Source organism: Domibacillus mangrovi (assembly GCF_001906925.1).
Taxonomy (GTDB): Bacteria; Bacillota; Bacilli; order Bacillales; family Domibacillaceae; genus Domibacillus; species Domibacillus mangrovi.
The window spans coordinates 158,838-183,278 of record NZ_MRWQ01000001.1 but is presented as its reverse complement, the minus strand read 5'-3'; the positions used below and the strand labels follow the sequence as shown (position 1 = coordinate 183,278).

The following is a 24,441-nucleotide window of genomic DNA, read 5'->3' as shown; positions in this document are numbered from 1 at the left end:
TTGCTTTTTACGATTTAGCCTGGGGAGGAACCGTTATGAAGAAAGACCCATATCGTGAAATGGCCGAACAACATAAACAGCCGCTTGAAAAAGTAAAGAACAAACATCAGGAAGAGGCAGGGGCACCGCAGCGGCCGTTGAAAGAAAAAGGCGAAAAAAAGAGGCATTACCCTCTTTTAACAGCTCTTCTTATTTGTTTTATCGTATTGCCTTTTCTGGCGGTGTATGTATATAAAGAAGACAAACCGCCTGTAGAACAAGTCTTTACGGAGCAGAATGATGCAGTGGATAAAGAAACAGCACATGATGCAAAATAAAATAGTTTATAGAATTGAAGGGAAGCTCATCATGCTGAAACAACTTATGTTCGCGGCAGTCCCTTTTGCTGCAGCCGGTCTTTATATGTGGAAAGAAGCATTTTACAATGAAGTAAAAGAAACTGTGATAGCCGACAAACGATTTCCGGAAAAGGCGCCGATCGCGCTTTTTTTTATTTCAGATATTCATCGCAGACTGATTCATTCGTCTATTATTAAACGTGTAAGAGGACACGTGCAGGCCGTTATTATTGGCGGAGATTTATGTGAGGGTGGGGTTAGGGAAAAGAGGATCCGGGAAAATATAAAGCGGCTGTCTTCGATCGCACCGCTTTATTTTGTGCCAGGCAATAATGATTATGAAATAGAGTGGGACCGTCTTGTAACTATTTTTTCTGAATGGAATGTGACAGTGTTGAAAAACGGGTCTGCCCGGCTTACGCCGGATGTGTATTTACTCGGTGCAGACGACTTGAGCAAAGGAAAGAGCGACAAACAGGCTCTTTTTCAAAATGTGCCCCCCCATTCGTACAAAGTAGTGGTGAGTCACAACCCAGCGTTTATCCGGACGATTCAACAAAAAGACCGTGTAGCCATCTTGTTAAGTGGTCACACGCATGGTGGACAAATTAGATTCGGGCCATGGGGGCTATACGAAAAAGGACAATGGAAAAAAGTAAACGGGATCCATGCGCTTGTGTCAAACGGATATGGTACGACAGGCATTCCATTTCGTCTAGGCGCCCGAGCAGAAACACATCTTATTACCATTTCCCGGTCAGAGGAGAAGGCCTAAATTTGACGTACCATATAATGACTGTATGACTACCGGGAAAGGACGAATATCATGAATGAAGGAAAATACAACATTAAAGCTGTTTCCAAGGTAACAGGTATTCAGCCGGGTACCCTGAGAGCATGGGAACGCCGTTATCACATTTTAGAACCGGTGCGCAACGATGCAGGTCACCGGTTGTATACGGATGAGCATATTCGTAAGTTAAAATGGCTCTCTGAAAAAGTACAGCAAGGTTTGACGATCAGTCAGGCAGCAGCTATCCTTGATCAGCACGAAACAGAACCCGGATCTTATCCTTATGTTGAAGCGACAGAAATGAGTCAGCAAGAAGCGCTGTTTGAAGAGCTTTTACAAGCGCTTCTTCGCTTTGATGAAGTGAAGGCACAGGAACTCATTAACAAAGGATTTGCACTGTATACGATTGACTATATGACCATTCAAATTCTCGCATCTCTCCTTATTCGGATCGGAGAGCTATGGGAAGAAGGCGAAATTACAACGGCACATGAGCATTTTGCCACTTCGATTCTTCGCTCACGTATCGGCATGGTTATGCATTCATTCCCGCATAACGGTATTTTACCAAAGGTAGTGGCTGTATGCGGCCCGGGTGAGTGGTATGAACTTGGACTGCTTATTTTTACATTGTTCGTCAGACGGCTTGGCTATGAAGTTGTCTATCTTGGCGCGAGCTTAAGAGAAAAAGAAGACGATATTTTTACCGTAGTCGATACAGTGAAGCCGAAATTTTTATTTTTATCTTGTAAAATGCTTGACAACATAGCACCGACAATCCAATTAGCGAATAAATTAAAAGCAGCTTATTCAAATATCGAAATTGGTATAGGTGGTTCGGCAATGAACGGACTTTTGCCGGATGGAGCAGCACCTTATGCTGTCGGTGAGACACCGCAAGAGTGGAATCAGTGGATGAGCAGCCGGCTGTAAGAGTGTCTAATTGAATTATCTCTCTATTTTTTCTACAATGTAGAGTAGGGAAGCACAGGATAGGAGCGATTGTGATGAAAAAAGAAGACTGTATTATTGTTGGAGGTGGCCCATGCGGGTTAGCAGCGGCAATTGCGTTAAAGCAAATCGGAAAAAACCCGCTCGTGATTGAAAAAGGAAACGTCGTGAATGCTATTTATGAATATCCAACCCATCAGACGTTTTTTAGTTCCAGTGAAAAACTGGCGATTGGTGATGTGCCGTTCATTATTGAAGAGCGGAAACCACATCGCAATCAGGCCCTCGTTTATTACCGTGAAGTCGTAAAATTGAAAGAACTGAGCATTCACCGATTTGAGCAAGTAACTAGTGTTGAGAAGCAGGAAAATGGGTTATTTCATGTACATACGACAAAAGACAAATATGAAACATCATATGTCATTATTGCAACAGGCTACTACGATCATCCAAACTATATGAAGATTCCAGGTGAAGAACTTGGCCATGTTTTTCATTATTTTAAAGAAGCCCATCCGTTTTTTGATACAGACATCGTTGTCATCGGCGGGAAAAACTCAGCGGTGGATGCAGCATTGGAGCTGCACAAAGCAGGTGCAAGGGTAACGGTCATTTACCGCGGCAGTGAGTATTCACCGAGCGTGAAGCCATGGATTTTACCGGAGTTTGCCGCACTTGTAAGAGACGGAGAAATCGCCATGATTTTTAATGCAGAAGCGAAAAAAATTACAATAGATTCAATTACATATGAACAGAACGGTGAACTGTTCTCAATCAAAAGTGATTTCGTTTTTGCAATGACGGGCTATCATCCTGATCATTCATTTTTAATGAGAATGGGCGTGGAGATTGATAAAGAGACAGGACGGCCGAATTACAATGAAGAAACGAAAGAAACGAACGTAGACGGTATTTTTATTGCTGGCGTAATTGCAGCGGGCAATGATGCAAATGAAATATTTATTGAAAATGGCCGCTATCACGGGGGGGAAATTGCGGCAGCGATTGAAGAAAGAGAAAAAGGTGAGGCTTAATGCCCACCTTTTTTTATGCGAAAATGTATGGTAATTCTTCTTTGCGGCCGGAGGATAAGGCAGTGAGTAATTTTAACCGTGCTTTTTGGCCGTTTAACCCGTCTGCAAAAAGTGCACCTGCTTCCTTTAAAGTAAGGCCCCCGCCTTCATAGGAATAGACAGGTTGGACAATGCCGCTTACACACCTAGAAGCGATGACGACGGGTACGCCGGATTCAATTAATCGGATTGCGGATTGTGCAGCGGCAGGCGGCAAATTACCTTGCCCAAGTGCTTCAATGACGACGCCGTCACAATGGCTGAGCTGATTGAGAAGAACATCGTCCATGCCCGCATATGATTTTAATAATGGAATGGTGAAATCCATTGATCCGATAACGAACGTTTCTGAAGCAGATGGTGTACTAAAAAAATGGGCACCTGTTTTCGTTATAACACCGACAGGCCCAGCGTCAAAACTTTGAAATGCGTTAAGATCACTCGAATGTGCTTTTGTTACATACTGGGCGCTATGAATCGTTTCATTCATTACGACAAGTACGCCTTTATCTGCAGATTGATCGCTGACAGCTGTTTTAACTGCTGCGATCAAGTTGGAAAGTCCATCTGCACCGATTTCATTGCTTGAGCGCATTGCGCCGGTGATGACGACTGGAATGTCAATTGAAAGGGTTAAGTCCAAAAAATAAGCTGTTTCCTCCATCGTATCAGTCCCATGTGTCACAACGACTCCATCTGCCTCGGTCTGCTCGATGAGTTTTTTTAAGGCCATCATTTCGTTCACAGTCATGTGAGGAGACGGGATTTGAAACGGCTCTTTTACTGTGTAGACCGCATCGACGCCTGGGATCTCAATGACGTTTGCGATGGGATTACCGTCATCCGGTTCTACGCCGCCCGTTTCCTCACGTTTTTTCATCGAAATCGTCCCGCCTGTATGAATGAATAAAATGTGTTTTTTCGACATAACATGCACTCCTTATTTTCAATCTCCATGTCTCATGATACGATGGGGGAAACAGAAAGAAAAGAGGAAAAGCGTATGCTCCCGATTCTTTCAGCGGGGATTGCACCAGGTCTTGCGCTTCTCTGTTATTTTTATTTGCGGGACCGTTATGAATCAGAGCCGATAGCGACGGTAGCTAAAGCATTTTTATATGGCGCCGTTATTACGTTCCCTGTCATGTTTTTACAATATGTACTGGAAGAAGAACAGGTTTTGTCCGGTGGGTTTTTGCAGGCATTTCTATCTGTAGCTATGCTAGAAGAGTTCATGAAATGGTTTATTTTATATTATTTGATTTATAGTCATACACATTTTGATGAACCATATGACGGCATCGTATATGCAACGAGCGTGTCTCTTGGTTTTGCTACAGCGGAAAATGTGCTTTATTTAGCCGTACATGGTGTAGAACACGCATTTTTGAGAGCGCTTTTGCCGGTATCGAGTCATGCGTTATTCGGTGTTATTATGGGCTATTATTTTGGGAAGGCGAAATTTGGAAAAAGTCATTTAGAAAAGAACATGCTCTTTTTAGCCTTTTTGCTTTCGTTCTTGCTGCACGGATTATTTGATTATATTTTATTTATTGAAACGACATGGGTGTATTATATCATTCCATTCATGCTGTTTTTATGGTGGTTTGCGCTGCGAAAAGTAAAAAAAGCACATCTATTAACGGAAATATATCATCGGACGAAAGCGTAAAGACGCGGTGAAAGAGAATCTCTCTCACCGCGTCTTTTTTGTGCATAAAACAGTGAATCTCGTGTCACACTACTAGCATATTGAAACAGGAAGGTGACATATATGAAAAAGGGGAAAAAAGCGGCTGTAGTTTGTGTGACATTGATTCTTCTTTTAACAGCTCATCATGCAGGCGCGTTTTCCAATCAGATCATTCAGCGCGGAGCAGAAGGAGACGATGTTATTGAATTGCAGGCACGGCTTCAGTATACGGGCTATTATCGTGATTCGATAGATGGCGTATTCGGTTGGTCGACCTATTGGGCGCTGCGAAATTTCCAAGAATCATTTGGCTTGCCAGTTGATGGCTTAGCCGGGGCCGCAACGAAAAAAAAGCTAGAGAAGGCTTCGAAATATGATGAAGCACACGTGAAAAGCCAAATCCATAAAGGGCGGTCGTTTACCTACTATGGTGGTGCTGACACGACATCGCAGTCTGTTAATTCACCGCCTGGTTTTTCACAAAATGATATTCAGTTGATGGCGAATGCTGTGTACGGAGAATCACGCGGGGAGCCATATGAAGGGCAAGTAGCTGTGGCAGCTGTTATTTTAAATCGAGTAGCCAGTGAAAGCTTTCCAAACACAGCATCGGGGGTTATTTTTGAACCGGGTGCATTTACGGCTGTAGCGGACGGTCAAATATGGCTGACGCCAAATGAAACGGCCAAAAAAGCCGTGCTCGATGCGATAAACGGATGGGACCCGACTGGTGAAGCGCTTTATTATTTTAATCCAGATACGGCAACGAGCGCATGGATCTGGTCGAGGCCGCAAATTAAAAAAATCGGACGACATATTTACTGTGAATAGGAGTGAAAACGATGCGTTCATTTACAATAGCTGGTCTTACTTTGCTACTTGCCGTCACAGCCATATGGGGTTTTTCGCAGTACCGGCAAAAAGAAGCCATGTACATTGAAGCGGAAAATGGCTATCAACAGGCGTTTCATGAACTTGTCTATCAAATAGATGTTATTCATGACCGGACGGGTGAAGCATTGGCTATGAATTCAAAAGGAAATTTAACACCGGCGTTAACAGACGTGTGGAGGCTCACGTCTGAAGCGCATAATGCAATTAGCCGGCTGCCGCTCGGATTTATGCCATTTTCTAAAACAGAAGAGTTTCTTGGGTCAAGTGGCGATTTTACGTATAAAACAGCTGTTCGTGATTTGGATAACGAACCTTTAACCGATAAAGAATATAATCAATTGGAAACATTATATAGTCAGGCGGCTGATCTTCAAAAAGAATTACGGTCCGTACAAATGTCTGTACTGGATAAAAATTTGCGTTGGACCGATATTGCGCATGCGACAGCGAAAGGGGATGAACCGGCTGATAATACTGTTATAGATGGGTTTAATACGATTGAGAACAAAGCATCCGAGTTTTCCGAAGCTGACGTATTTCAAGCAGGTCAGGTGGAACAATCCGTTTCAGATGATGGATTAAAGCGGTTAAAAGGGAATAAAGTGACGAAAGCAGAAGCAGCATCCATAGCAAAAGACTATTTTAATATTGATGCGGAAGTGACAACTGTGGAGAAAAATTTGAAAGGGGCAGCTATTCCGTTTTATAATGTGGCCGTTATCGGCAAAAATGGAGAAGAAGCCAGTATGGATGTGACGGAAAAAGGCGGTTATCCACTTACTTTCAATGTGAATAAAACGAGTGGAAAAGGAAAAATCAGCCTTCATGACGCATCTAAAAAAGCGGCCACTTTTTTAGAAAAGCACGGATTTGACAACATGGTTATGACAAATAGTGCCCAATACGATCATACGGCCGTTTTTACGTTTACGACGAAGCAAGATGACATATTGATTTATCCAGAGTCTGTGACGATCAAAACGGCACTTGACAATGGTGTTGTCTCAGGTCTAGAGGCACAAAACTATTGGAAAAATAGGCGTGAAAGAGATATTGAATCACCTACACTAACGTCGGATGAAGCGAAAAAAGAACTTCATCCAAAGCTGACTGTCATGGAAGTGCAAAAGGCGGTCGTAACAAATGACGTGGGTGAAGATGTACTATGCTATGAATTTTTAGCTGAAAATGGAACGGCCTCTTATCGAATTTTTATTAATGCAAAAGACGGAAAAGAAGAGCGGATTGAAAAGCTTGCCGAAGCGGAAGCAGGGTATTAAATAAGAATGTCCATTGCACCTCAAAGTCATTTCGATTATAATTTTCCTCGGATAACGATTTAGGTCAAAAGGCATATTTTCTGGGGGAAGTGAGTGAAAATGGAAATGATTGAAGCTGGTTTGACAATGACTCTTGAACCGTATGAAAGTGAAAATGATAAAGAAGAATATCGATGCAGAGTTGTAGATATTGAAGATGGGAAAATCTTCATTGATTATCCGGTAAATATTGAAACAAATCGGACGGTCATTTTGCTTGATGGTATGCAGTTGGCCGCCAGTTTCATTGACCCGGCATCTGCGTCGGCTTTATATATGTTTCGTACGGGAGTAATCGGCAGAGTCAAAAAGGAAATTCCGATGCTCATCTTGCACGACCCAGGCACGAGTGATTATCTACGCGTCCAAAGAAGAAAATTCGTTCGTGTTCAAACCGCGATCGATGTTGCTGTACAGTTTGAAGGATATCCCTCTTTTAAAGCGGTAACAGAAGATATGAGCGCAGGGGGGGCAGCAATTGTATTGCCACATTCAATTATGATGGAAAAGGAGAAAACGGCACGTTTATATGCTGTGATTCCATCAAATAATAAAGAAAATCATTATCTTGAACTGGATGCTTCTCTCGTACGGATTCAATCGGATGAAAAGAAAGGGCGCAGCATCGCGTCCTTTCAATTTCAAAATATTAGTCACATGGAACAACAGGTATTAATGCGTTTTTGTTTTGAGCGGCAGCTTCAATTGAGAAAAAAAGGTTTAGAATAAGAACCCAGGAGCGGGTTCTTTTTTGTATCTATACATAACTATGTTAAAATAAAAAAGAACTTTTTGATAGAGGTGACAAAATGGAGAGAAAGATTCAAATTGCGATTGACGGGCCGGCCGCTGCTGGAAAAAGTACAACGGCAAAACTTGTGGCATCACGGCTTTCATATATTTACATCGATACAGGTGCAATGTATCGATCCATTACGTATAAAGCGTTACAAAACGGCATAAATTTGGAGGACGGAAAAGAACTTGGCGAGCTTCTTGCTAGGACGGAAATTACATTAAAACAAGGAGTAAACGGTCAAAGTGTGTTTCTCGATAGTGTGGATGTAACCGATGCGATCCGAACAGATGCTGTGACGAATAACGTGTCCAAAGTGGCTCGCCACAGCGAAGTCCGCCGTGATATGACGATCCGTCAGCAGCATCTGGCTGCAAACGGCGGTGTCGTTATGGATGGCCGAGACATTGGGACGAGTGTTCTTCCCGACGCAGAATTAAAAATATTTTTACTAGCCGGCGTGGAGGAACGGGCAAAAAGACGTCATGCAGAAAATCTTAAAAAAGGATTTTCGTCAGATTTGGAGAATTTAAAAAGAGAGATTGCTGAGCGCGATCGCATGGATACGGAACGTGTAGAGTCACCGCTTAAAAAAGCGGATGATGCGATTGAAATCGACACGACATTTATGACAATTGAGCAAGTAGTGGAAGCGATCATGGCGAATGTGACTGAGAGGAACGGATGACGGTGGTAACACTTTATACAGTAGCAAAAACAGTGGTTAAACTAGTATTAACGCCGGTCTACCGCATTCAAGTATTAGGAGTGGAGCATTTTCCGAAAGAAGGCGGCGTTCTTTTGTGTGCTAATCATATCGACAATCTTGATCCGCCTGTTGTCGGCATAACATCGAAACGTCCAGTTCATTTTATGGCGAAGGAAGAGCTGTTTAAGACAAAATGGACAGGCAAACTAATGCGTGGATTAAATGCTTTTCCTGTCAAACGGGGAATGAGCGATCGTGAAGCGCTTCGAGGCGGGTTGAAAATGTTAAAAGAAGGGCAAGTACTCGGTCTGTTTCCTGAAGGCACGCGTTCCAAAAATGGACAGCTCGGAAAAGGGCTTTCCGGTGCAGGTTTTTTTGCATTGCGCACAGAGGCAGCAGTTGTGCCGTGTGCAGTCATTGGTCCTTATAAAGTAGGCCGCAAGTTAAAAGTTGTATATGGTCCGCCTATTGATATGAGTGAACTCCGTGTGAAAAAAGCCTCCGCTGAAGAAGCAACAGAAACTATTATGAATGCAATTGGCCGGTTGATTCAGGAACATTCTGTGTGAGCTTTCAACTTGACAAATCCGCTCGTTTGTAAGAAGTTAGAAGAAAGAATTTTTAAAAAAATTGTAGCAGTTTTGTATTGAGGAGGATTACATATGACAGAGGATATGAACCAGGTAGAAGTGAACAACTACTCCGTTGGTGATAAAGTGAGCGCCACGGTCGTGAAAGTCGAAGAAAAGCAAGTCCAGGTGGAAATCGCGGACAGCAAGAAAGACGGCATTATTCCGATCAGTGAACTGTCAAGCCTTCACGTAGAAAAAGCATCGGACGTTGTCAAAGAAGGCGACGAGCTAAAGCTGCTTGTTACAAAAGAAGAAGATGATCTTTACGTTTTATCAAAACGGAAAGCAGACGCGGAAACAGCATGGGAAGATATGCAACGCCGTTTTGAAGACGGTGAGATTTTTGAAGCGGAAATTAGAGAAGTCGTTAAAGGCGGCCTCGTTGTCGATCTTGGCATACGTGGATTTATACCTGCTTCACTTGTTGAAGATCACTTCGTGGAAGATTTTGAAGATTATAAAGGTAGAGTGATCAAGCTTAAAATTGTCGAACTTGAGCAGGATAAAAACCGATTGATCTTGTCACATCGTGCTGTTCTTGATATCGAAAAAGCAGAAAATAAACAAAAAGTGCTTGAAGACATTCAAGCGGGCGATGTGCTTGAAGGGAAAGTACAGCGTTTAACAGATTTTGGCGCATTTGTTGATATTGGCGGCGTCGATGGACTGGTCCACATCTCACAACTGTCTCATGAGCATGTTGAAAAACCATCTGATGTGTTGGCAGAAGGTCAAGAAGTAAAAGTGAAAGTGCTTTCGATTGACCGTGACAGCGAGCGTATTTCATTGTCGATTAAAGAAACGCTTCCTGGACCGTGGGAGAATATTGCGGACCGTGCACCGATCGGATCAGAGCTTGAAGGGACAGTGAAACGTCTCGTCTCGTATGGTGCTTTTGTAGAAGTGTTCCCTGGTGTGGAAGGACTTGTGCATATTTCACAAATCTCTAACCGTCATATCGGTACACCACATGAAGTGCTTGAAGAAGGACAGAATGTAAAAGTAAAAGTGCTGGATGCTAATGAAGAGGAGCATCGTCTTTCTCTTAGCATGAAGCCGTTTGAAGAACATGAACCGGAAGAATCATATGATTCATATGAAATGCCTGAAGAAAGTTCTGGATTCCAAATTGGCGATATTCTAGGTGATCAATTAAAAGACTTAAAATAAGATGGTGATGAATAATTGAGCAGAGCGGAGCGAAAGATTGATCATATTCACTATGCGCTTTCAACGGGACAAAGCCGAGGTACTGGACTGGGTGATATTCAGTTCGTTCATCGTAGCATCCCGGGTTCCTCTGTCAACGACATATCGCTTTCAACCGAAATTGGCGGACTTCAATGGAGTTCGCCAATTTTTGTGAATGCGATGACAGGCGGAGGCGGAAAAAAAACGGCTGATATTAACCGGCAGCTAGCAGAAATGGCTGCAACATGCAGAATTCCGATGGCAGTAGGATCGCAAATGTCAGCGCTGCGTCATTCGCAAGAACGAGATACATTTACAGTAGCAAGGAAAGTGAACAAGAACGGGCTTATATTCGCGAATATTGGATCAGAAGCAACACCGGATGAAGCGCTAGCGGTGTGTGACATGATTGAAGCAGATGCTCTGCAAATTCATTTAAATGTGATTCAAGAATTGGCCATGCCAGAAGGAGATCGTGACTTTCGTGGAATGGCGGAGCGAATCGAATTGATTTCGAAGCGTGTACCTGTTCCAGTGATTGTGAAAGAGACAGGATTTGGCATAGGACGTGAAACGGCTGCACTGTTAAATGAACTTCCTGTGGCAGCGATTGATACAGGAGGTTTTGGTGGGACCAATTTTGCAATGATCGAAAATGAACGATCTGAAAAACCAATGTCGTTTTTTAATAACTGGGGTCTTCCTACGGCATCGTCTATAGTAGAAACGGTAATAGGAGCACCGGGGAAAAGAACCATCGCATCAGGAGGTCTTCAAACAGCTGAAGATTTAGTGAAATCACTAGCGCTCGGTGCATCAGCAGCGGGCATGTCTGGCTTTCTATTAAACGTTTTAATCAATGATGGTGCAGATGCATTAATCGAATATGTAGAACAATTAAAGAAAGATATGCGGATGATGATGTGTGCACTCGGTGCAAAAACGATAACAGACCTTCATCAGGTGCCGCTCGTTATTCATGGTGAAACGCATCATTGGCTGCGGGTTCGTAAATGTGATCCTGATCGGTTTGCGGTGAGAATTCCGCCGTCATTTGATTCATGAAAGAAATATTGGTAAAATAAGATGTTGACTGAACCCCTTCTCGCGGCAGAAGGGTTTTCTTTTGAACAAAATAAATAAAACGGGAATAAATGAATGAACTATTGAAGGGGAAGATGCAATAATGAAACGGACTGTAGCCATCGTCGGCAGGCCAAATGTCGGGAAATCGACGATCTTTAACCGCATTGCCGGCGAGCGTATTTCGATTGTCGAAGATGTGCCTGGTGTAACACGTGATCGAATTTACAGCTCTGGAGAGTGGCTGACGCATGAATTCAATTTAATTGATACAGGCGGAATCGATTTGAGTGACGAACCATTCTTGGAGCAAATTCGGCAGCAGGCAGAAATCGCTATTGATGAAGCGGATGTTATCGTCTTTATTGTCAATGGACGTGAAGGCGTCACATCAGCAGATGAAGAAGTGGCAAAAATTTTGTACCGATCGAAAAAACCAATCGTACTAGGCGTCAATAAAATTGATAATCCGGATATGCGCAGCGATATATATGATTTTTATTCGCTCGGTTTTGGTGAAGTTTATCCGATTTCCGGTTCACACGGAATTGGTTTAGGTGACCTTCTCGATGAAGTAGTTTCACATTTTCCTACCGGCGAAGATAAGCCGTACGATGATGACACAATTAAATTTTCATTGATCGGCCGTCCAAATGTGGGCAAGTCGTCACTTGTGAATGCACTTCTTGGTGAAGAGAGGGTTATCGTCAGTGATATTGCTGGCACAACACGGGATGCGGTTGACTCGCCTTATACGTATAACGGGCAGAAGTATGTGCTGATTGATACAGCGGGTATACGTAAACGTGGAAAAGTATATGAAACGACAGAAAAATACAGTGTATTACGTGCGATGCGTGCAATTGAACGCTCTGACGTTGTCCTCGTCGTCCTAAATGCAGAAGAAGGCATTCGCGAGCAGGACAAACATATTGCTGGTTATGCACATGAAGCGGGACGGGCAGTCGTCATTGTTGTGAATAAATGGGATGCAGTTGAAAAAGATGAAAAAACGATGAGTGAATTTGAAGAAAATATTCGCAGTCATTTTCAGTTTTTGGATTATGCACCGATCGTATATTTATCCGCGAAAACGAAAAAACGAATTCATACGCTCATGCCATTTATTGACCGGGCAAGTGAAAGCCATTCAATGCGTGTTCAATCAAGCGTGTTAAATGATGTCATTGCGGATGCAGTCGCGATGAACCCTGCGCCGGCGGATAAAGGGAAACGTCTTCGCGTGTACTATGCGACACAGGTTGCAGTCAAGCCGCCGACATTTGTTGTTTTTGTCAATGAGCCGGAACTGATGCATTTTTCGTATATTCGCTTCTTAGAAAACCGTATTCGTGATGCGTTTGTGTTTGAGGGTACACCCCTTCATATTATCGCACGTGCGAGAAAATAATCAGAAAGGCAGGGGTTCGCGTGACTAAGAAAATTGCCGTACTTGGAGCAGGCAGCTGGGGAACGGCGCTTGCGCTCGTTCTTGCAGACAATAGGCATAATGTCTTTTTATGGACGGAAAATGAAGAGCGAGTGAATGAGATAAACATGACTCATATGAACAGCCGTTATTTGCCGAATATTAAGCTGCCTGAAAACATTACGAGCACAATATCTTTAGAAGAGGCGCTTGTAGACGTTGACATTGTGGTGTTAGCTGTGCCGACAAAGGCAATCAGAGAAGTGGTTGCCGAAGTCGTAACGGTAGCTACGACGCCTGTCACGATCGTTCATGTATCAAAAGGAATTGAACCAGATTCACTTTTGCGCATATCTGAAATGATTGAACAAGAAATACCTGCAAATGTGCTTCGCAATGTGGTTGTGCTGTCCGGTCCTTCTCATGCAGAAGAAGTAAGCTTGCGTCATCCGACAACGGTTACGGTTTCCTCAAAGTCGCCCGAAGCTGCAGGAGAAATACAAGATTTATTTATGAATCAGCATTTTCGGGTCTATACAAATCCAGATATTATCGGTGTTGAAATCGGTGGTGCGCTGAAAAATATTATCGCGCTTGCCGCAGGGATATCAGATGGTATCGGTTATGGCGATAATGCAAAAGCGGCCTTGATTACACGCGGCCTCGCTGAAATTGCTCGGCTCGGGACGAAAATGGGAGCTAATCCGCTCACATTTTCGGGCCTTGCTGGTATCGGCGACTTAATTGTAACATGTACGAGTGTACATTCACGTAATTGGCGTGCTGGCAATATGCTTGGAAAAGGACAGAAGCTTGCTGAAGTACTGGGAAATATGGGCATGGTCGTTGAAGGAGTACGCACGACGGAAGCCGCTCATCAGTTATCTGCAAAGTATGACGTGCAAATGCCAATTACAAATGCATTGTATAATATTTTATTTAAACAGCAGGATCCGAAAAAAGCGGTGGATGAATTAATGGCCCGTGTCAAAAAACATGAACTGGAAGATTTAATCAATGTGCTAGGAGCGAAACAGGACGAGGTATTATAAACGAAAGGACGAACCGGAATGTCAGCATCAATGCTCAAAATGTGGATATCATTTGCTGGAATGGGGCTGATGATTATCGCCATTTTTTCGATATATGTAAGCCGATATAAAATAAACAACAGGGTTATAAAAGGTGTGACTGCACTTTTTGCCTATATGTGCATGGGCATTGGCGGTCTTATTGTGGCTTATGTGGTGTTAAGTGGTCCGACTGGCCTATAAAGGAGTATCGTGCGATGAAGAAAAAAAATCAAACAGTTGTTTTTGTAATGATGACCGCGGTGCTATTCTTAAGCGGCTGTTTATATCCCGATGAAAACCGCAGTCAAAATCAAGTGCCATATGAAGATCAATTGAAGGCTGTACAGGTAGCGGTCGATCAATTTCAATCGGAGCAGGATGGGATTTTGCCTATTAAAACAAAAGAAGATGACCCGGATCTATATGAAAAATACCCGATTGACTTCAGTAAAATTTCACCGCAGTATATGGCAGAACCGCCAGGAAATGCGTTTGAAAACGGTGGTGTTTACCAGTATGTTCTTGTGGATGTGGAAACCGATCCAACCGTTAAATTAATCGACTTACGCATTGCCGAGCAAATTCGAAGCATTCATATTCGGTTGATTGCACATAAGTATCCTCCGTTTAAAGATACACTTGCTGATAACGTGTATTCGATTAATTTCAAGGAACTCGGTTATAAAGAAGAACCGTATGTGACCAGTCCATATTCACAGAAGCAACTGCCGCTTGTTATGAGTGGTGATGGAACGTTGTATATTGATTATGCAGCCGATTTGTATGCCATATTGCAGGAAACGAAAGAAAAGCCAGAGTCAGGTGAGGATATCCGTTCATTACTCGTGAAATCATCGCCGTTTGTACCGGCTTACTCTGTCCCATACACAGTGGATGAGCAGGGAGAACCTATTTTTATGAACGGCAAGAAGTCTGACTAACCTAGTCAGACTTCTTTTTTTCATAAAGACAGGCACACGTTCATACAATGTATTGTTGGCGGCGGACGGGCCGTTAAGTACGGAAGGGGGCTCCTCATGGAAAAGGCAGAGCTGATGAAAGATATAGCAGAGCGAACGGAAGGAGATATTTACTTAGGCGTGGTTGGTGCTGTTCGGACGGGGAAATCAACATTCATTAAGCGTTTTATGGAACTGCTCGTCTTGCCAAATATGGACAGTGAATCGGAGCGGCGTAGAGCACAGGATGAGCTACCGCAAAGCGCATCTGGTAAAACGATTATGACGACTGAACCGAAATTTGTCCCAAGCCGTGCGGCTGCCGTGCAGGCAGGCGGTGTGCAAGTGAACATCCGGCTCGTTGACTGTGTCGGCTATGTCATTCCGGAAGCGATAGGGTATGAAGATGAACATGGCCCGCGGATGATTCAAACGCCATGGTTTGATGAGCCAGTCCCATTTCATGAAGCAGCTGATATCGGAACGCGCAAAGTGATTGAAGAGCATTCGACAATTGGTGTTGTGGTTACAACAGATGGCTCGTTTGGTGAGATAAGACGCAGCGTATATGTAGAAGCGGAAGAAAAAGCGATTGAAGGGCTTAAAGAAGTAGGTAAACCGTTTATTGTCATTATTAATACCGCAAGACCTGAGCATGCTGAAACGGTACAGTTACAACAAGAACTAAGTGAGAAATATGATATTCCGGTACTGGCAATGTCTGTGGAAGCGATGACAGAGTCGAATGTGTTGCATGTGCTGCAAGAAGCGCTGTTTGAGTTCCCAGTCCACGAAGTAAACGTACATTTGCCTTCGTGGATTATGGCACTTGATGAATCTCATTGGCTGCGTGACCGCTATAATGACATGGTCAAAGAAACAGTGAAAGATATTAAGCGGCTTCGCGATGTCAATCGTGTTGTCGATCAATTTGGCGGAGGCGAGTATATACAATCAGCTGTTTTAACTGGGATGGACATGGGTCAGGGTGTTGCAGAAATTAATTTAAACGCACCGGACGGTTTGTATGAAACCATTGTCAACGAAATTATTGGTGAACCGTTGCGAGGTAAAGAACACTTGCTGGAAATTATGCAGCATTATGCCCGCATTAAAGAAGAATACGGACAGGTGGAAGAAGCAGTGAATATGGTGCGACAAACGGGCTATGGAGTTGCGGTGCCGTCGCTTTCGGATATGCGTCTTGAAGAACCGGAAATTATTCGTCACGGCTCAAGATATGGTGTCAGAATAAGAGCGGTCGCACCATCTATTCATATGATTAAAGTTGATGTAGACTCAGAATTCTCTCCTATCATAGGGACAGAAAAACAAAGTGAAGAACTTGTACAGCACGTCATGAAAAACTATGATGAAGATCCATTGTCCGTTTGGGAAAGCGATATTTTCGGGCGTAATTTAAGCTCGATTGTCCGTGAGGGTATCCAATCAAAAGTATCTCTTATGCCGGACAATGCACGCTATAAATTAAAAGATACGCTTGAGAAAATCATTAATGAAGGATCGGGCGGCATGATTGCTATTTTACTATGAAAACGGTCAGGCTCTCGATTTCGAGAGTCTTTTTTGTATGGAAATGGTGAAATTGAACGTTTGAGGGGGATTCTACTTGATATGACCGAACACATGTGATAATCTTTTAACAGAATTACGGTAAAACATTGATACAACAATGTTTATCGGGTCCTATCCAGGAGGAGGTGAATGGCATGAATAAAACTGATTTAATCAATGAAGTGGCAGAAACAGCAGAACTTTCAAAGAAAGACGCTACGAAAGCGGTGGATGCTCTTTTCGATGCCATCCAGAACACATTGGCAAAAGGCGACAAAGTACAATTGATTGGTTTCGGAAATTTCGAAGTACGCGAACGTTCTGCACGTAAAGGACGCAATCCACAAACAGGTGAAGAAATCGAAATTGCTGCAAGTAAGGTACCTGCATTCAAACCGGGTAAAGCTTTAAAAGATGCAGTTAAATAAGTACATAGCCAATTGAGGCTGCAGATGGGACTGCTCTATTAAGGGCGGTTCCATTTTTTATGAAAAACTTCCCTTTGCGGGGCAATGAATTGGTGTGCTAATATGGATAATAGTACAATAGTACATAAATAAACGCATTGAGCATATATAGGAGTGATTAAAATGGCTGGAGTAGATCATGCCAAAATTCAAGAGGCTGTGCGCCTCATTTTAGAAGCAGTGGGAGAAAATCCGGACCGTGAAGGCCTGCAGGAGACACCAAAGAGGGTAGCGAAAATGTATGAAGAAGTTTTTTCTGGTCTTCATACGGATCCAAAAGAATATTTTAAAACAGTCTTTGAGGAGCAGTATGAAGAGCTTGTACTTGTAAAGGATATTCCGTTCTATTCGATGTGTGAACATCATCTTGTTCCATTTTTTGGACATGCCCATGTCGCTTACCTGCCAAAAGGCGGAAAAGTAACGGGTCTTAGCAAACTAGCTCGTGCTGTTGAAACGGTGGCACGGCGTCCACAGCTGCAAGAACGGATTACAAATGAAGTTGCAAACGCCATTATGGAAATGCTAGAGCCGCATGGTGCGATGGTGATTGTAGAAGCGGAGCATATGTGTATGGCGATGCGTGGCGTGAAGAAACCGGGTGCGAAAACAGTGACGACAGCAGCACGAGGCCGCTATGAAAATGATTCACAGCTTCGGACAGAACTCCTTGCGCTCATTCGTTCGTCATAATGAGCGATTTATGGTATACTGTACTTGTTTTTAATTGAACGGGAAATAAGAAACAATGATTTGAGATTGAGGGGTTTTAGAGATGAATGAGTGGCAAATTGAACAGACAGCGCTAGTAGAGGAAATTAGACGGACATGTTCACAGTCATTTTTGGTCAAAGTGATCGGTGCTCCCGACATTAACTCTCTGCGGGTATCTGCTTTGATGCTGGCATTTACAGACAAGGAACGAACAACACTTCAAGTACGAAAGCAAATGACAGCTGCTATAATCATTCAACTGGCCCTTGATACGCACGATCAGATTGTACCAATCTTGACGGAGATCACGCAAAAGGATCAGTTAATTGCCCTAGCAGGTGATTATTTCAGTGGGGTATACTACCGGACACTGGCAGAAGCGAAATCTATTCATTATGTTAGTATGTTGGCTGAAGCTGTTAAACAAGTAAATGAAATGAAGACAGCGCTTCACCAAAAAGAAGGTATGTCATCAGCAGAAGTATTCCAGACTGTACGCGTGATTGAATCGAATATTATTCGCGCTGTCTATATAGAAAATAAGGCAGATAGTAATTTAATTGAAGCGATGTCTTTATTATTGACAGCGGAGCGTCTTCGCAATGAAATAAAAAGTCCATTTATTGTATACGATGTGCTCCTTCATATGCTGAATCGTTCATCCCGTGTGATGGATGAAATAAAGGGCCATTTAGATGAACTTGAAAGCAGTATTCTTATGCATATACAAAAGCTGGATAATCAAACAGCAGCCGTTGTACAGGCAGAATATGACCGTATATTTGACCGTGAACTTCGATATACGGAAGAAGGGTGACGACATGCAACAATCGAAAGAAGAAAAAGTTCATCATGTGTTTGAAAAAATTTATGGGAATTACGATAGAATGAATTCTGTCATCAGTTTTCAGCAGCATAAACGGTGGCGTAAAGAAACAATGAAAATCATGAATGTGCCTGCTGGATCTTCAGCGCTTGATGTTTGCTGCGGTACAGCAGACTGGACGATGGCTCTTGCTGAAGCAGTCGGCAAAGAAGGGACAGTCAAAGGACTGGACTTCAGTAAAAATATGCTGCAAGTTGGGCAAGAAAAAGTGCAGTCGGCACGCTTGGATCAAATAGAGCTTGTTCATGGCAACGCAATGGAGCTACCATTTGAAGATAATACATTTGATTATGTCACAATCGGTTTTGGTCTTCGCAATGTGCCGGATTATATGCAGGTGCTCAAAGAGATGAATCGTGTGTTAAAACCGGGCGGCATGGCCGTTTGTCTAGAAACGAGTCAGCCGGAACTGCCGCTATTCAAAGAAGGATATACATTGTATTTCCGCTATGTGATGCCGGCAATTGGCCGTTTGTTTGCTAAAAGCTATGATGAATATTCATGGCTGCAAGAATCTGCTCGTCACTTTCCTGATATGAAAGAATTGGCGAGGATGTTTCAGCAGGCAGGATTTACAAATGTACGCTTCAAGCCGCATACAGGCGGCGTGGCGGCGACACATTATGGGAATAAACAATAGACCAAAAGCCGGGTGAAGAAAAGAATGAATATTAAACTGATTTATTCGCTTCTCAAAGCGGATATTGATTTAATTGAAAAAGAACTTGAACGCGCGGTGAAATCTCATTCTCCTGTATTAGAAGAGGCATCTATCCATTTGCTCAAGGCAGGTGGAAAACGCATTCGTCCGGTTTTGCTTTTGCTAGGTGCGAAATTTGGCGAATACGATATTCACCGGATAAAGCATGCCGCTGCGGCACTTGAATTAATCCATATGGCTTCGCTCGTCCATGATGATGTCATCGACGACGCGGTTATACGACGTGGAGAAAAGACGGTGAAAGCAGAATGGGATAACCGTGTTGCCATGTATACAGGTGATTTTATTTTTGCAGCAGCCCTTGAATGCATGGCACAAATAGATGATTCGGAAGCCCATCAAATTTTGTCACATACGATGACAGAACTGTGCATTGGTGAAATTATACAAATACAAGATAAATATCGGTATGACCAACATTTGCGTGACTATTTGCGTCGTATCAAACGAAAAACAGCGATTTTAATTGCTACTAGTTGTCAACTCGGTGCGATTACGGCAGGAGCGCCTGCTCACGTCCATCGTAAACTGTACGAGTTTGGCTATAACGTAGGGATGTCATTCCAAATTACCGATGATATACTCGATTTTATTGCCAGCGAACAAGAGCTGGGGAAACCGGCCGGCAGTGATCTTTTGCAAGGGAATATCACATTGCCTGTTTTGTATGCAATGAAGCAAGATGAACTTCGTAGCCGTATTATAAATGTTTCTGCGCATACAGATAGGCAGGATATTAATGAAATTATTTTTTTGTTGAAGCAAAGTGGTGCAATCGAACGATCAAATGAATTAAGCAGCCGTTATTTACACCGTGCACTAGCTATTCTAGATGAACTTCCACAGGGACGTCATCAAAACTCGCTTCGTGAAATAGCCCACTTTATAGGCCGCAGAAAATATTGATTTTTTCCATGAAAACGTTGTAAATTTATAATGAAAATGATACGATTCATCATGTCCGCATGCAGGCGGTATACATAATTTTAGGAGTGATAAACGATGGAAAAAACATACTTAATGGTTAAACCAGATGGCGTACAACGTGGATTAATTGGTGAAATTACAGCACGTTTTGAGAAAAAGGGATTTCGTCTTGTTGGAGCAAAACTAATGCACGTACCACGCGAAACAGCGGAACAGCATTATGGTGAGCATAAAGAACGTCCTTTTTTCGGTGAACTTGTGGATTTCATTACATCTGGTCCTGTTTTTGCGATGGTATGGGAAGGCGAGAATGTGATCGCGACTGCCCGTCAAATGATGGGGGCTACAAACCCGAAAGATGCAGCACCAGCAACAATCCGCGGTGACTATGCGGTAAGTGTTGGCAAAAACATTATTCATGGTTCTGATTCTCCGGAAAGTGCGGCTCGTGAAATCGGTATTTTCTTTAAAGAAGAAGAATTGACCGACTATCAAAAGTCTGGTTCTGAATGGGTATATTAATTTTGAAAGCTTTTAGCTGTTTTTGAGGCTGAAAGCTTTTTTTGTTTGAAAATGATACCACTACTTATCCTAAATTCAGCTATAATAAAAGTAGACTGAATTAACGGGGGAAAGGGTGAGTGAAATAGACGATTATGAAAAATTTGTTTCGTCCATTAAAAAGAAAACAGGAATTGACCTTTCTTTATATAAAGAAGCTCAGATGAAACGCCGGCTAACGTCACTTTATGAAAAAAAAGGCTATCCATCGTTTTCGGACTTTTTCGACGTATTAAGCAGCAATCAAGATATGATGAATGAATTTCTGGATCGAATGACGATTAATGTGTCGGAGTTTTACCGAAATTGGAAACGTTGGGACGTGCTGGAGAAGAAAATCTTGCCGCGTCTTCTCAAAGAAAACAGCCGCTTAAAAGTATGGAGCGCGGCATGTTCAACAGGAGAAGAGCCATATACCATGGCTATGGTGTTCTCGAACGTTATGCCACTGTCCGCGGTGAAGGTGCAAGCAACAGATCTTGATCAGAACGCGATTCAAAAAGCGAAAATAGGTATTTATTCCGAGCGTTCATTGGCAGAAGTACCGGATGCGGTGAGGAAGAAGTTTTTTCAAGAAGAAGGACCATATTTTAAAATAGTTGATGAAATTAAACGTACGGTGGCATTTAAACAGCAAAATTTGCTGTCCGATCGGTTCGAATCAGGCTATGATTTAATTGTCTGCCGGAATGTCATGATCTATTTTACAGAAGAGGCAAAAGATAAGCTGTACCATAAATTTAATGCGGCACTGCGTCCCGGCGGCGTGCTGTTTGTTGGCAGTACAGAACAAATTTTTAATCCGGAGCGATATGGGTTTGAAGTAGAAGATACGTTTTTTTATAAAAAAGGGTAAAGGAGGGGCCATAACGGCTTTTTAAATTTGTCACAAATAAACATAGAATTGTGATAAAATGCTCAAAAATAGCCGTTTTAGCTGTTCCATAAATATAAAATATGATATAGTAGTACATAACCGCTTTAACGTACTGAAGGGAGAACAAAAATGAGATATTTAACAGCAGGAGAATCACATGGTCCACAGTTGACAGCAATTATTGAGGGGCTGCCAGCCGGAATGGAGCTTTTAGCCGAAGATATTAACACCGATTTACTGCGCCGTCAAAAAGGACATGGCCGCGGACGTCGTATGCAGATTGAAAAGGATTTAGTGGCGATCAAATCTGGGGTGCGCCATGGCGAGACGCTCGGTTCTCCAGTGACGCTCGTTGTTGAAAACGATGACTGGAAACATTGGACTAAAATTATGGGCATTGAACCGCTTGAACGAGAAGAAGCGGTTGAGGAAGTGAAACGTCAAATTACCCGCCCTCGTCCTGGACATGCTGACTTAAACGGTGGGATTAAATATGGACACCGGGATATGCGGAACGTGCTTGAGCGTTCATCAGCACGTGAAACGACAGTGCGTGTAGCCGCTGGTGCCGCAGCGAAAAAGCTGTTGAAACTGCTCGGTATTGAAATTGCTTCTCATGTCATTGAAATCGGCGGTATCCGTGCAGAAAGTGTTCAATTCAATACGATTCAAGAGCTGCAAGAGCGCAGCGAAGAATCGTCTGTTCGCTGTTTAGATGAAGACGCAGCGAAGAAAATGATCGAAGCGATTGATAGTGCCAAGAAAAATGGTGACTCAATCGGCGGTGTGGTGGAAGTCATCGCAGAAGGAATGCCGATTGGTGTAGGAAGCTATGTGCATTACGATCGGAAGCTTGATGCAAAGGTTGCAGCAGCCATCGTTAGCATAAATGCGTTTAAAGGTGTGGAAATTGGCATTGGCTTTGAAGCAGCCCATAAATTTGGCAGTGAAGTGCATGATGAAATTGCCTGGAACGAAGAAGAAGGCTTTTACCGGAAAACGAATCGTCTTGGCGGATTTGAAGGCGGGATGACAAATGGAATGCCAATCGTTGTACGCGGTGTTATGAAGCCGATACCAACGCTGTATAAACCGCTTGAGAGTGTAGATATTGATACGAAAGAAACGTTTACAGCAAGCATTGAGCGCTCGGACAGCTGTGCTGTACCAGCAGCAGCAGTTGTCGCAGAAGCAGCGGTTGCTTGGGAACTTGCACAGGCCATTTTAGAGCAATTTAATGGCGACCGGATGGATGCTTTGATTGGACAGATTGAGGCCCATAAGCAGTACGCAAAGGGGTTTTGATAAATGAACCAAGTGATGATAGAAACAGTGAATAAAACATATCCTGTCATCATCGGTGAGGGAGCGGTCAATGCGATCGCTTCTTTCGTTGACGAAATGAAACAAAAACCGACACGATTATTTATCATTGCAGATGAATCGGTGCGTACAATTCATGGAGCACGCCTTGAATCAGCATTGCCTAAAGGAATTCCAGCTGACTGGCATAACGTACCAGCAGGAGAATTAGCGAAATCATTCAGCGTATTTGAACAGTGTTTAACACGAATGCTCGAATGTGCACTTGACCGTCATTCACTCGTCGTCGCATTTGGCGGCGGCGCATGTGGGGATTTAGCTGGCTTTTGTGCTGCAACGTATATGCGGGGCATTCCATTTATTCAAGTACCAACAACAATTTTAGCGCATGACAGTGCAGTGGGCGGGAAAACAGCTGTTAATCATCCGCTCGGTAAAAATATGATCGGTGCATTTCATCAGCCAGAAGCGGTTATGTACGACACGCTATTTTTACACTCGCTGTCTGAAAAAGAAACGAGAAGTGGGTTTGCGGAAGTGATTAAACATGCACTAATCGCGGATGTAGATCTATATCACGACATCCGTGTGAATGTGAACGCTGTAACAGATATTGCTAGTTCTTTTCTGGAGCATAGCTTGAAGAGAGGCATTGAAATTAAAGGGACAATCGTGAAAGAAGATGAGTTTGAAACGGGTGTTCGTGCACATTTAAACTTTGGTCACACGTATGGTCACGCGATTGAATCGTTGTCCGGCTACGGCAATGTGGCACATGGAGAAGCGATTGCTTGTGGAATGATTTTTGCCCTATATGCATCAGCGTCCAAAAATGGTCTTTCATTTGACATTTCGTCTTTTGCTTCGTGGCTAAAAGGGCTAGGATATCCGGTTGAATCGGGAACAGCATTTTCATTTGATGATATATACGATGTCATGACGCGGGATAAAAAAGCATTTGGTGGCACGGTCCGGTTTGTTTTGTTAAATGAAATAGGTCACCCATATGTGACGGATATGACGAAGGAAGAATTGCAAAAAATAGATGAACAATTTCGAAAGGAGGCCGTGCGTTGGTAAGAGGAATTCGGGGAGCCATTACAGTGAAGCAAAACGATGGTGCAGAAATGGTAGAAGCAACAGAACGTTTGATTGCGGACATGATTGAACAAAACAAAATTGATCCGGATAGCGTATGCTCGGCTTTTATTTCAGCGACAAATGATCTGGATGCAATGTTTCCAGCACGTGCTCTTCGTGAATTAAAAGGATGGGAATACGTGCCTGTCATGTGTATGCAGGAATTATCAATAAAAGGCGGCTTAGAGAAATGCATTCGCATTATGATGCATGTGAACACAGAAGTCGCGCAAAAAGATATTCGCCATATCTATTTAGAGGGCGCAGTCGTTTTAAGACCGGATTTACAGCAATCGACAAATTGAAAGGGGACCGTA

Annotated in this window: 28 protein-coding genes; 27 read left to right on the top strand and 1 reads right to left on the bottom strand. The window is 43.0% G+C overall.

Translation table 11 applies throughout. From position 1 onward, the window contains the following. Nucleotides 1-35 precede the first annotated feature (35 nt). The 4 genes from BLL40_RS00880 to BLL40_RS00865 all read left to right on the top strand — a co-directional run bounded on the left by BLL40_RS00880 (nucleotide 36) and on the right by BLL40_RS00865 (nucleotide 3,116). Nucleotides 36-317: a hypothetical protein gene (locus BLL40_RS00880; RefSeq protein ID WP_073710021.1), complete on the top strand. Its 282-nt coding sequence runs from the start codon at nucleotides 36-38 to the stop codon at nucleotides 315-317. Between the two features lie 31 nt (nucleotides 318-348). Next, nucleotides 349-1,113, top strand: a complete 765-nt coding sequence (locus BLL40_RS00875) for a metallophosphoesterase (protein WP_159434167.1) — start codon at nucleotides 349-351, stop codon at nucleotides 1,111-1,113. A gap of 51 nt (nucleotides 1,114-1,164) precedes the next feature. Beyond that, complete coding sequence (locus BLL40_RS00870) at nucleotides 1,165-2,064, top strand: MerR family transcriptional regulator (RefSeq protein ID WP_073710020.1); 900 nt, start codon at nucleotides 1,165-1,167, stop codon at nucleotides 2,062-2,064. A 74-nt stretch (nucleotides 2,065-2,138) separates the two neighbouring features. Further along, complete coding sequence (locus BLL40_RS00865; RefSeq protein ID WP_073710019.1) at nucleotides 2,139-3,116, top strand: YpdA family putative bacillithiol disulfide reductase; 978 nt, start codon at nucleotides 2,139-2,141, stop codon at nucleotides 3,114-3,116. Nucleotides 3,117-3,129: 13 nt separating this feature from the next. Here the strand turns inward: BLL40_RS00865 and BLL40_RS00860 are convergent, their stop codons facing one another. Then, nucleotides 3,130-4,083 carry an asparaginase gene (locus tag BLL40_RS00860; protein ID WP_073710018.1) on the bottom strand — a complete coding sequence of 318 codons (954 nt, stop codon included), beginning with the start codon at nucleotides 4,081-4,083 and terminating at the stop codon, nucleotides 3,130-3,132. A gap of 75 nt (nucleotides 4,084-4,158) precedes the next feature. Here BLL40_RS00860 and prsW point away from each other — a divergent pair, with 75 nt between their 5' ends. From prsW to aroH, 23 genes are all read left to right on the top strand, one after another. Then, complete coding sequence (prsW, locus tag BLL40_RS00855; RefSeq protein ID WP_073710017.1) at nucleotides 4,159-4,827, top strand: glutamic-type intramembrane protease PrsW; 669 nt, start codon at nucleotides 4,159-4,161, stop codon at nucleotides 4,825-4,827. 102 nt (nucleotides 4,828-4,929) lie between these two features. After that, the gene (gene sleB / locus BLL40_RS00850) at nucleotides 4,930-5,679 is read left to right on the top strand and encodes a spore cortex-lytic enzyme (RefSeq protein ID WP_095532804.1); all 750 of its coding nucleotides are present in this window, start codon (nucleotides 4,930-4,932) and stop codon (nucleotides 5,677-5,679) included. Nucleotides 5,680-5,690: 11 nt separating this feature from the next. Further along, nucleotides 5,691-7,022, top strand: coding sequence for a germination protein YpeB (gene ypeB / locus BLL40_RS00845; protein ID WP_073710016.1), 1,332 nt, complete (start codon nucleotides 5,691-5,693; stop codon nucleotides 7,020-7,022). A gap of 99 nt (nucleotides 7,023-7,121) precedes the next feature. Next, nucleotides 7,122-7,790 carry a flagellar brake protein gene (locus tag BLL40_RS00840; RefSeq protein WP_245797875.1) on the top strand — a complete coding sequence of 223 codons (669 nt, stop codon included), beginning with the start codon at nucleotides 7,122-7,124 and terminating at the stop codon, nucleotides 7,788-7,790. Nucleotides 7,791-7,870: 80 nt separating this feature from the next. Then, complete coding sequence (gene cmk / locus BLL40_RS00835; protein WP_073710015.1) at nucleotides 7,871-8,545, top strand: (d)CMP kinase; 675 nt, start codon at nucleotides 7,871-7,873, stop codon at nucleotides 8,543-8,545. Continuing rightward, on the top strand, nucleotides 8,542-9,135 hold the full coding sequence (locus tag BLL40_RS00830; RefSeq protein WP_073710014.1) for a lysophospholipid acyltransferase family protein: 594 nt from the start codon (nucleotides 8,542-8,544) through the stop codon (nucleotides 9,133-9,135). Before cmk ends, BLL40_RS00830 begins: the two co-directional genes overlap by 4 nt. 93 nt (nucleotides 9,136-9,228) lie before the next feature. Then, complete coding sequence (rpsA, locus tag BLL40_RS00825; protein WP_073710013.1) at nucleotides 9,229-10,368, top strand: 30S ribosomal protein S1; 1,140 nt, start codon at nucleotides 9,229-9,231, stop codon at nucleotides 10,366-10,368. Between the two features lie 15 nt (nucleotides 10,369-10,383). Beyond that, complete coding sequence (fni, locus tag BLL40_RS00820; protein WP_073710012.1) at nucleotides 10,384-11,454, top strand: type 2 isopentenyl-diphosphate Delta-isomerase; 1,071 nt, start codon at nucleotides 10,384-10,386, stop codon at nucleotides 11,452-11,454. 118 nt (nucleotides 11,455-11,572) lie between these two features. Beyond that, nucleotides 11,573-12,883, top strand: a complete 1,311-nt coding sequence (gene der / locus BLL40_RS00815; RefSeq protein WP_073710011.1) for a ribosome biogenesis GTPase Der — start codon at nucleotides 11,573-11,575, stop codon at nucleotides 12,881-12,883. Nucleotides 12,884-12,903: 20 nt separating this feature from the next. Next, entirely contained in the window at nucleotides 12,904-13,953 is a 1,050-nt protein-coding gene (locus tag BLL40_RS00810; protein ID WP_073710010.1) for an NAD(P)H-dependent glycerol-3-phosphate dehydrogenase, read from the top strand. A gap of 18 nt (nucleotides 13,954-13,971) precedes the next feature. After that, complete coding sequence (locus tag BLL40_RS00805; RefSeq protein WP_073710009.1) at nucleotides 13,972-14,175, top strand: DUF2768 domain-containing protein; 204 nt, start codon at nucleotides 13,972-13,974, stop codon at nucleotides 14,173-14,175. A 14-nt stretch (nucleotides 14,176-14,189) separates the two neighbouring features. Then, nucleotides 14,190-14,915: a hypothetical protein gene (locus tag BLL40_RS00800; RefSeq protein WP_073710008.1), complete on the top strand. Its 726-nt coding sequence runs from the start codon at nucleotides 14,190-14,192 to the stop codon at nucleotides 14,913-14,915. Between the two features lie 96 nt (nucleotides 14,916-15,011). Next, the gene (gene spoIVA / locus BLL40_RS00795; RefSeq protein WP_073710007.1) at nucleotides 15,012-16,487 is read left to right on the top strand and encodes a stage IV sporulation protein A; all 1,476 of its coding nucleotides are present in this window, start codon (nucleotides 15,012-15,014) and stop codon (nucleotides 16,485-16,487) included. A 176-nt stretch (nucleotides 16,488-16,663) separates the two neighbouring features. Further along, nucleotides 16,664-16,936 (top strand): HU family DNA-binding protein, encoded by a 273-nt coding sequence (locus BLL40_RS00790; protein WP_018393795.1) that lies wholly within the window; start codon nucleotides 16,664-16,666, stop codon nucleotides 16,934-16,936. Between the two features lie 162 nt (nucleotides 16,937-17,098). Then, the gene (gene folE / locus BLL40_RS00785) at nucleotides 17,099-17,668 is read left to right on the top strand and encodes a GTP cyclohydrolase I FolE (RefSeq protein ID WP_073710006.1); all 570 of its coding nucleotides are present in this window, start codon (nucleotides 17,099-17,101) and stop codon (nucleotides 17,666-17,668) included. A gap of 82 nt (nucleotides 17,669-17,750) precedes the next feature. Further along, nucleotides 17,751-18,506 carry a heptaprenyl diphosphate synthase component 1 gene (locus BLL40_RS00780; RefSeq protein WP_073710005.1) on the top strand — a complete coding sequence of 252 codons (756 nt, stop codon included), beginning with the start codon at nucleotides 17,751-17,753 and terminating at the stop codon, nucleotides 18,504-18,506. A gap of 4 nt (nucleotides 18,507-18,510) precedes the next feature. After that, the gene (locus tag BLL40_RS00775; protein WP_073710004.1) at nucleotides 18,511-19,215 is read left to right on the top strand and encodes a demethylmenaquinone methyltransferase; all 705 of its coding nucleotides are present in this window, start codon (nucleotides 18,511-18,513) and stop codon (nucleotides 19,213-19,215) included. A 24-nt stretch (nucleotides 19,216-19,239) separates the two neighbouring features. Further along, nucleotides 19,240-20,202, top strand: a complete 963-nt coding sequence (hepT, locus tag BLL40_RS00770) for a heptaprenyl diphosphate synthase component II (RefSeq protein WP_073710003.1) — start codon at nucleotides 19,240-19,242, stop codon at nucleotides 20,200-20,202. A gap of 96 nt (nucleotides 20,203-20,298) precedes the next feature. Next, nucleotides 20,299-20,745 (top strand): nucleoside-diphosphate kinase, encoded by a 447-nt coding sequence (ndk, locus tag BLL40_RS00765; protein WP_073710002.1) that lies wholly within the window; start codon nucleotides 20,299-20,301, stop codon nucleotides 20,743-20,745. 124 nt (nucleotides 20,746-20,869) lie between these two features. Continuing rightward, complete coding sequence (locus BLL40_RS00760) at nucleotides 20,870-21,640, top strand: CheR family methyltransferase (protein ID WP_073710367.1); 771 nt, start codon at nucleotides 20,870-20,872, stop codon at nucleotides 21,638-21,640. Nucleotides 21,641-21,790: 150 nt separating this feature from the next. Continuing rightward, nucleotides 21,791-22,966 carry a chorismate synthase gene (gene aroC, locus BLL40_RS00755; RefSeq protein ID WP_073710001.1) on the top strand — a complete coding sequence of 392 codons (1,176 nt, stop codon included), beginning with the start codon at nucleotides 21,791-21,793 and terminating at the stop codon, nucleotides 22,964-22,966. Between the two features lie 3 nt (nucleotides 22,967-22,969). Further along, complete coding sequence (gene aroB / locus BLL40_RS00750) at nucleotides 22,970-24,064, top strand: 3-dehydroquinate synthase (RefSeq protein WP_073710000.1); 1,095 nt, start codon at nucleotides 22,970-22,972, stop codon at nucleotides 24,062-24,064. Continuing rightward, the gene (gene aroH, locus BLL40_RS00745; RefSeq protein ID WP_073709999.1) at nucleotides 24,058-24,429 is read left to right on the top strand and encodes a chorismate mutase; all 372 of its coding nucleotides are present in this window, start codon (nucleotides 24,058-24,060) and stop codon (nucleotides 24,427-24,429) included. Before aroB ends, aroH begins: the two co-directional genes overlap by 7 nt. The last annotated feature ends 12 nt before the right edge of the window (nucleotides 24,430-24,441 follow it).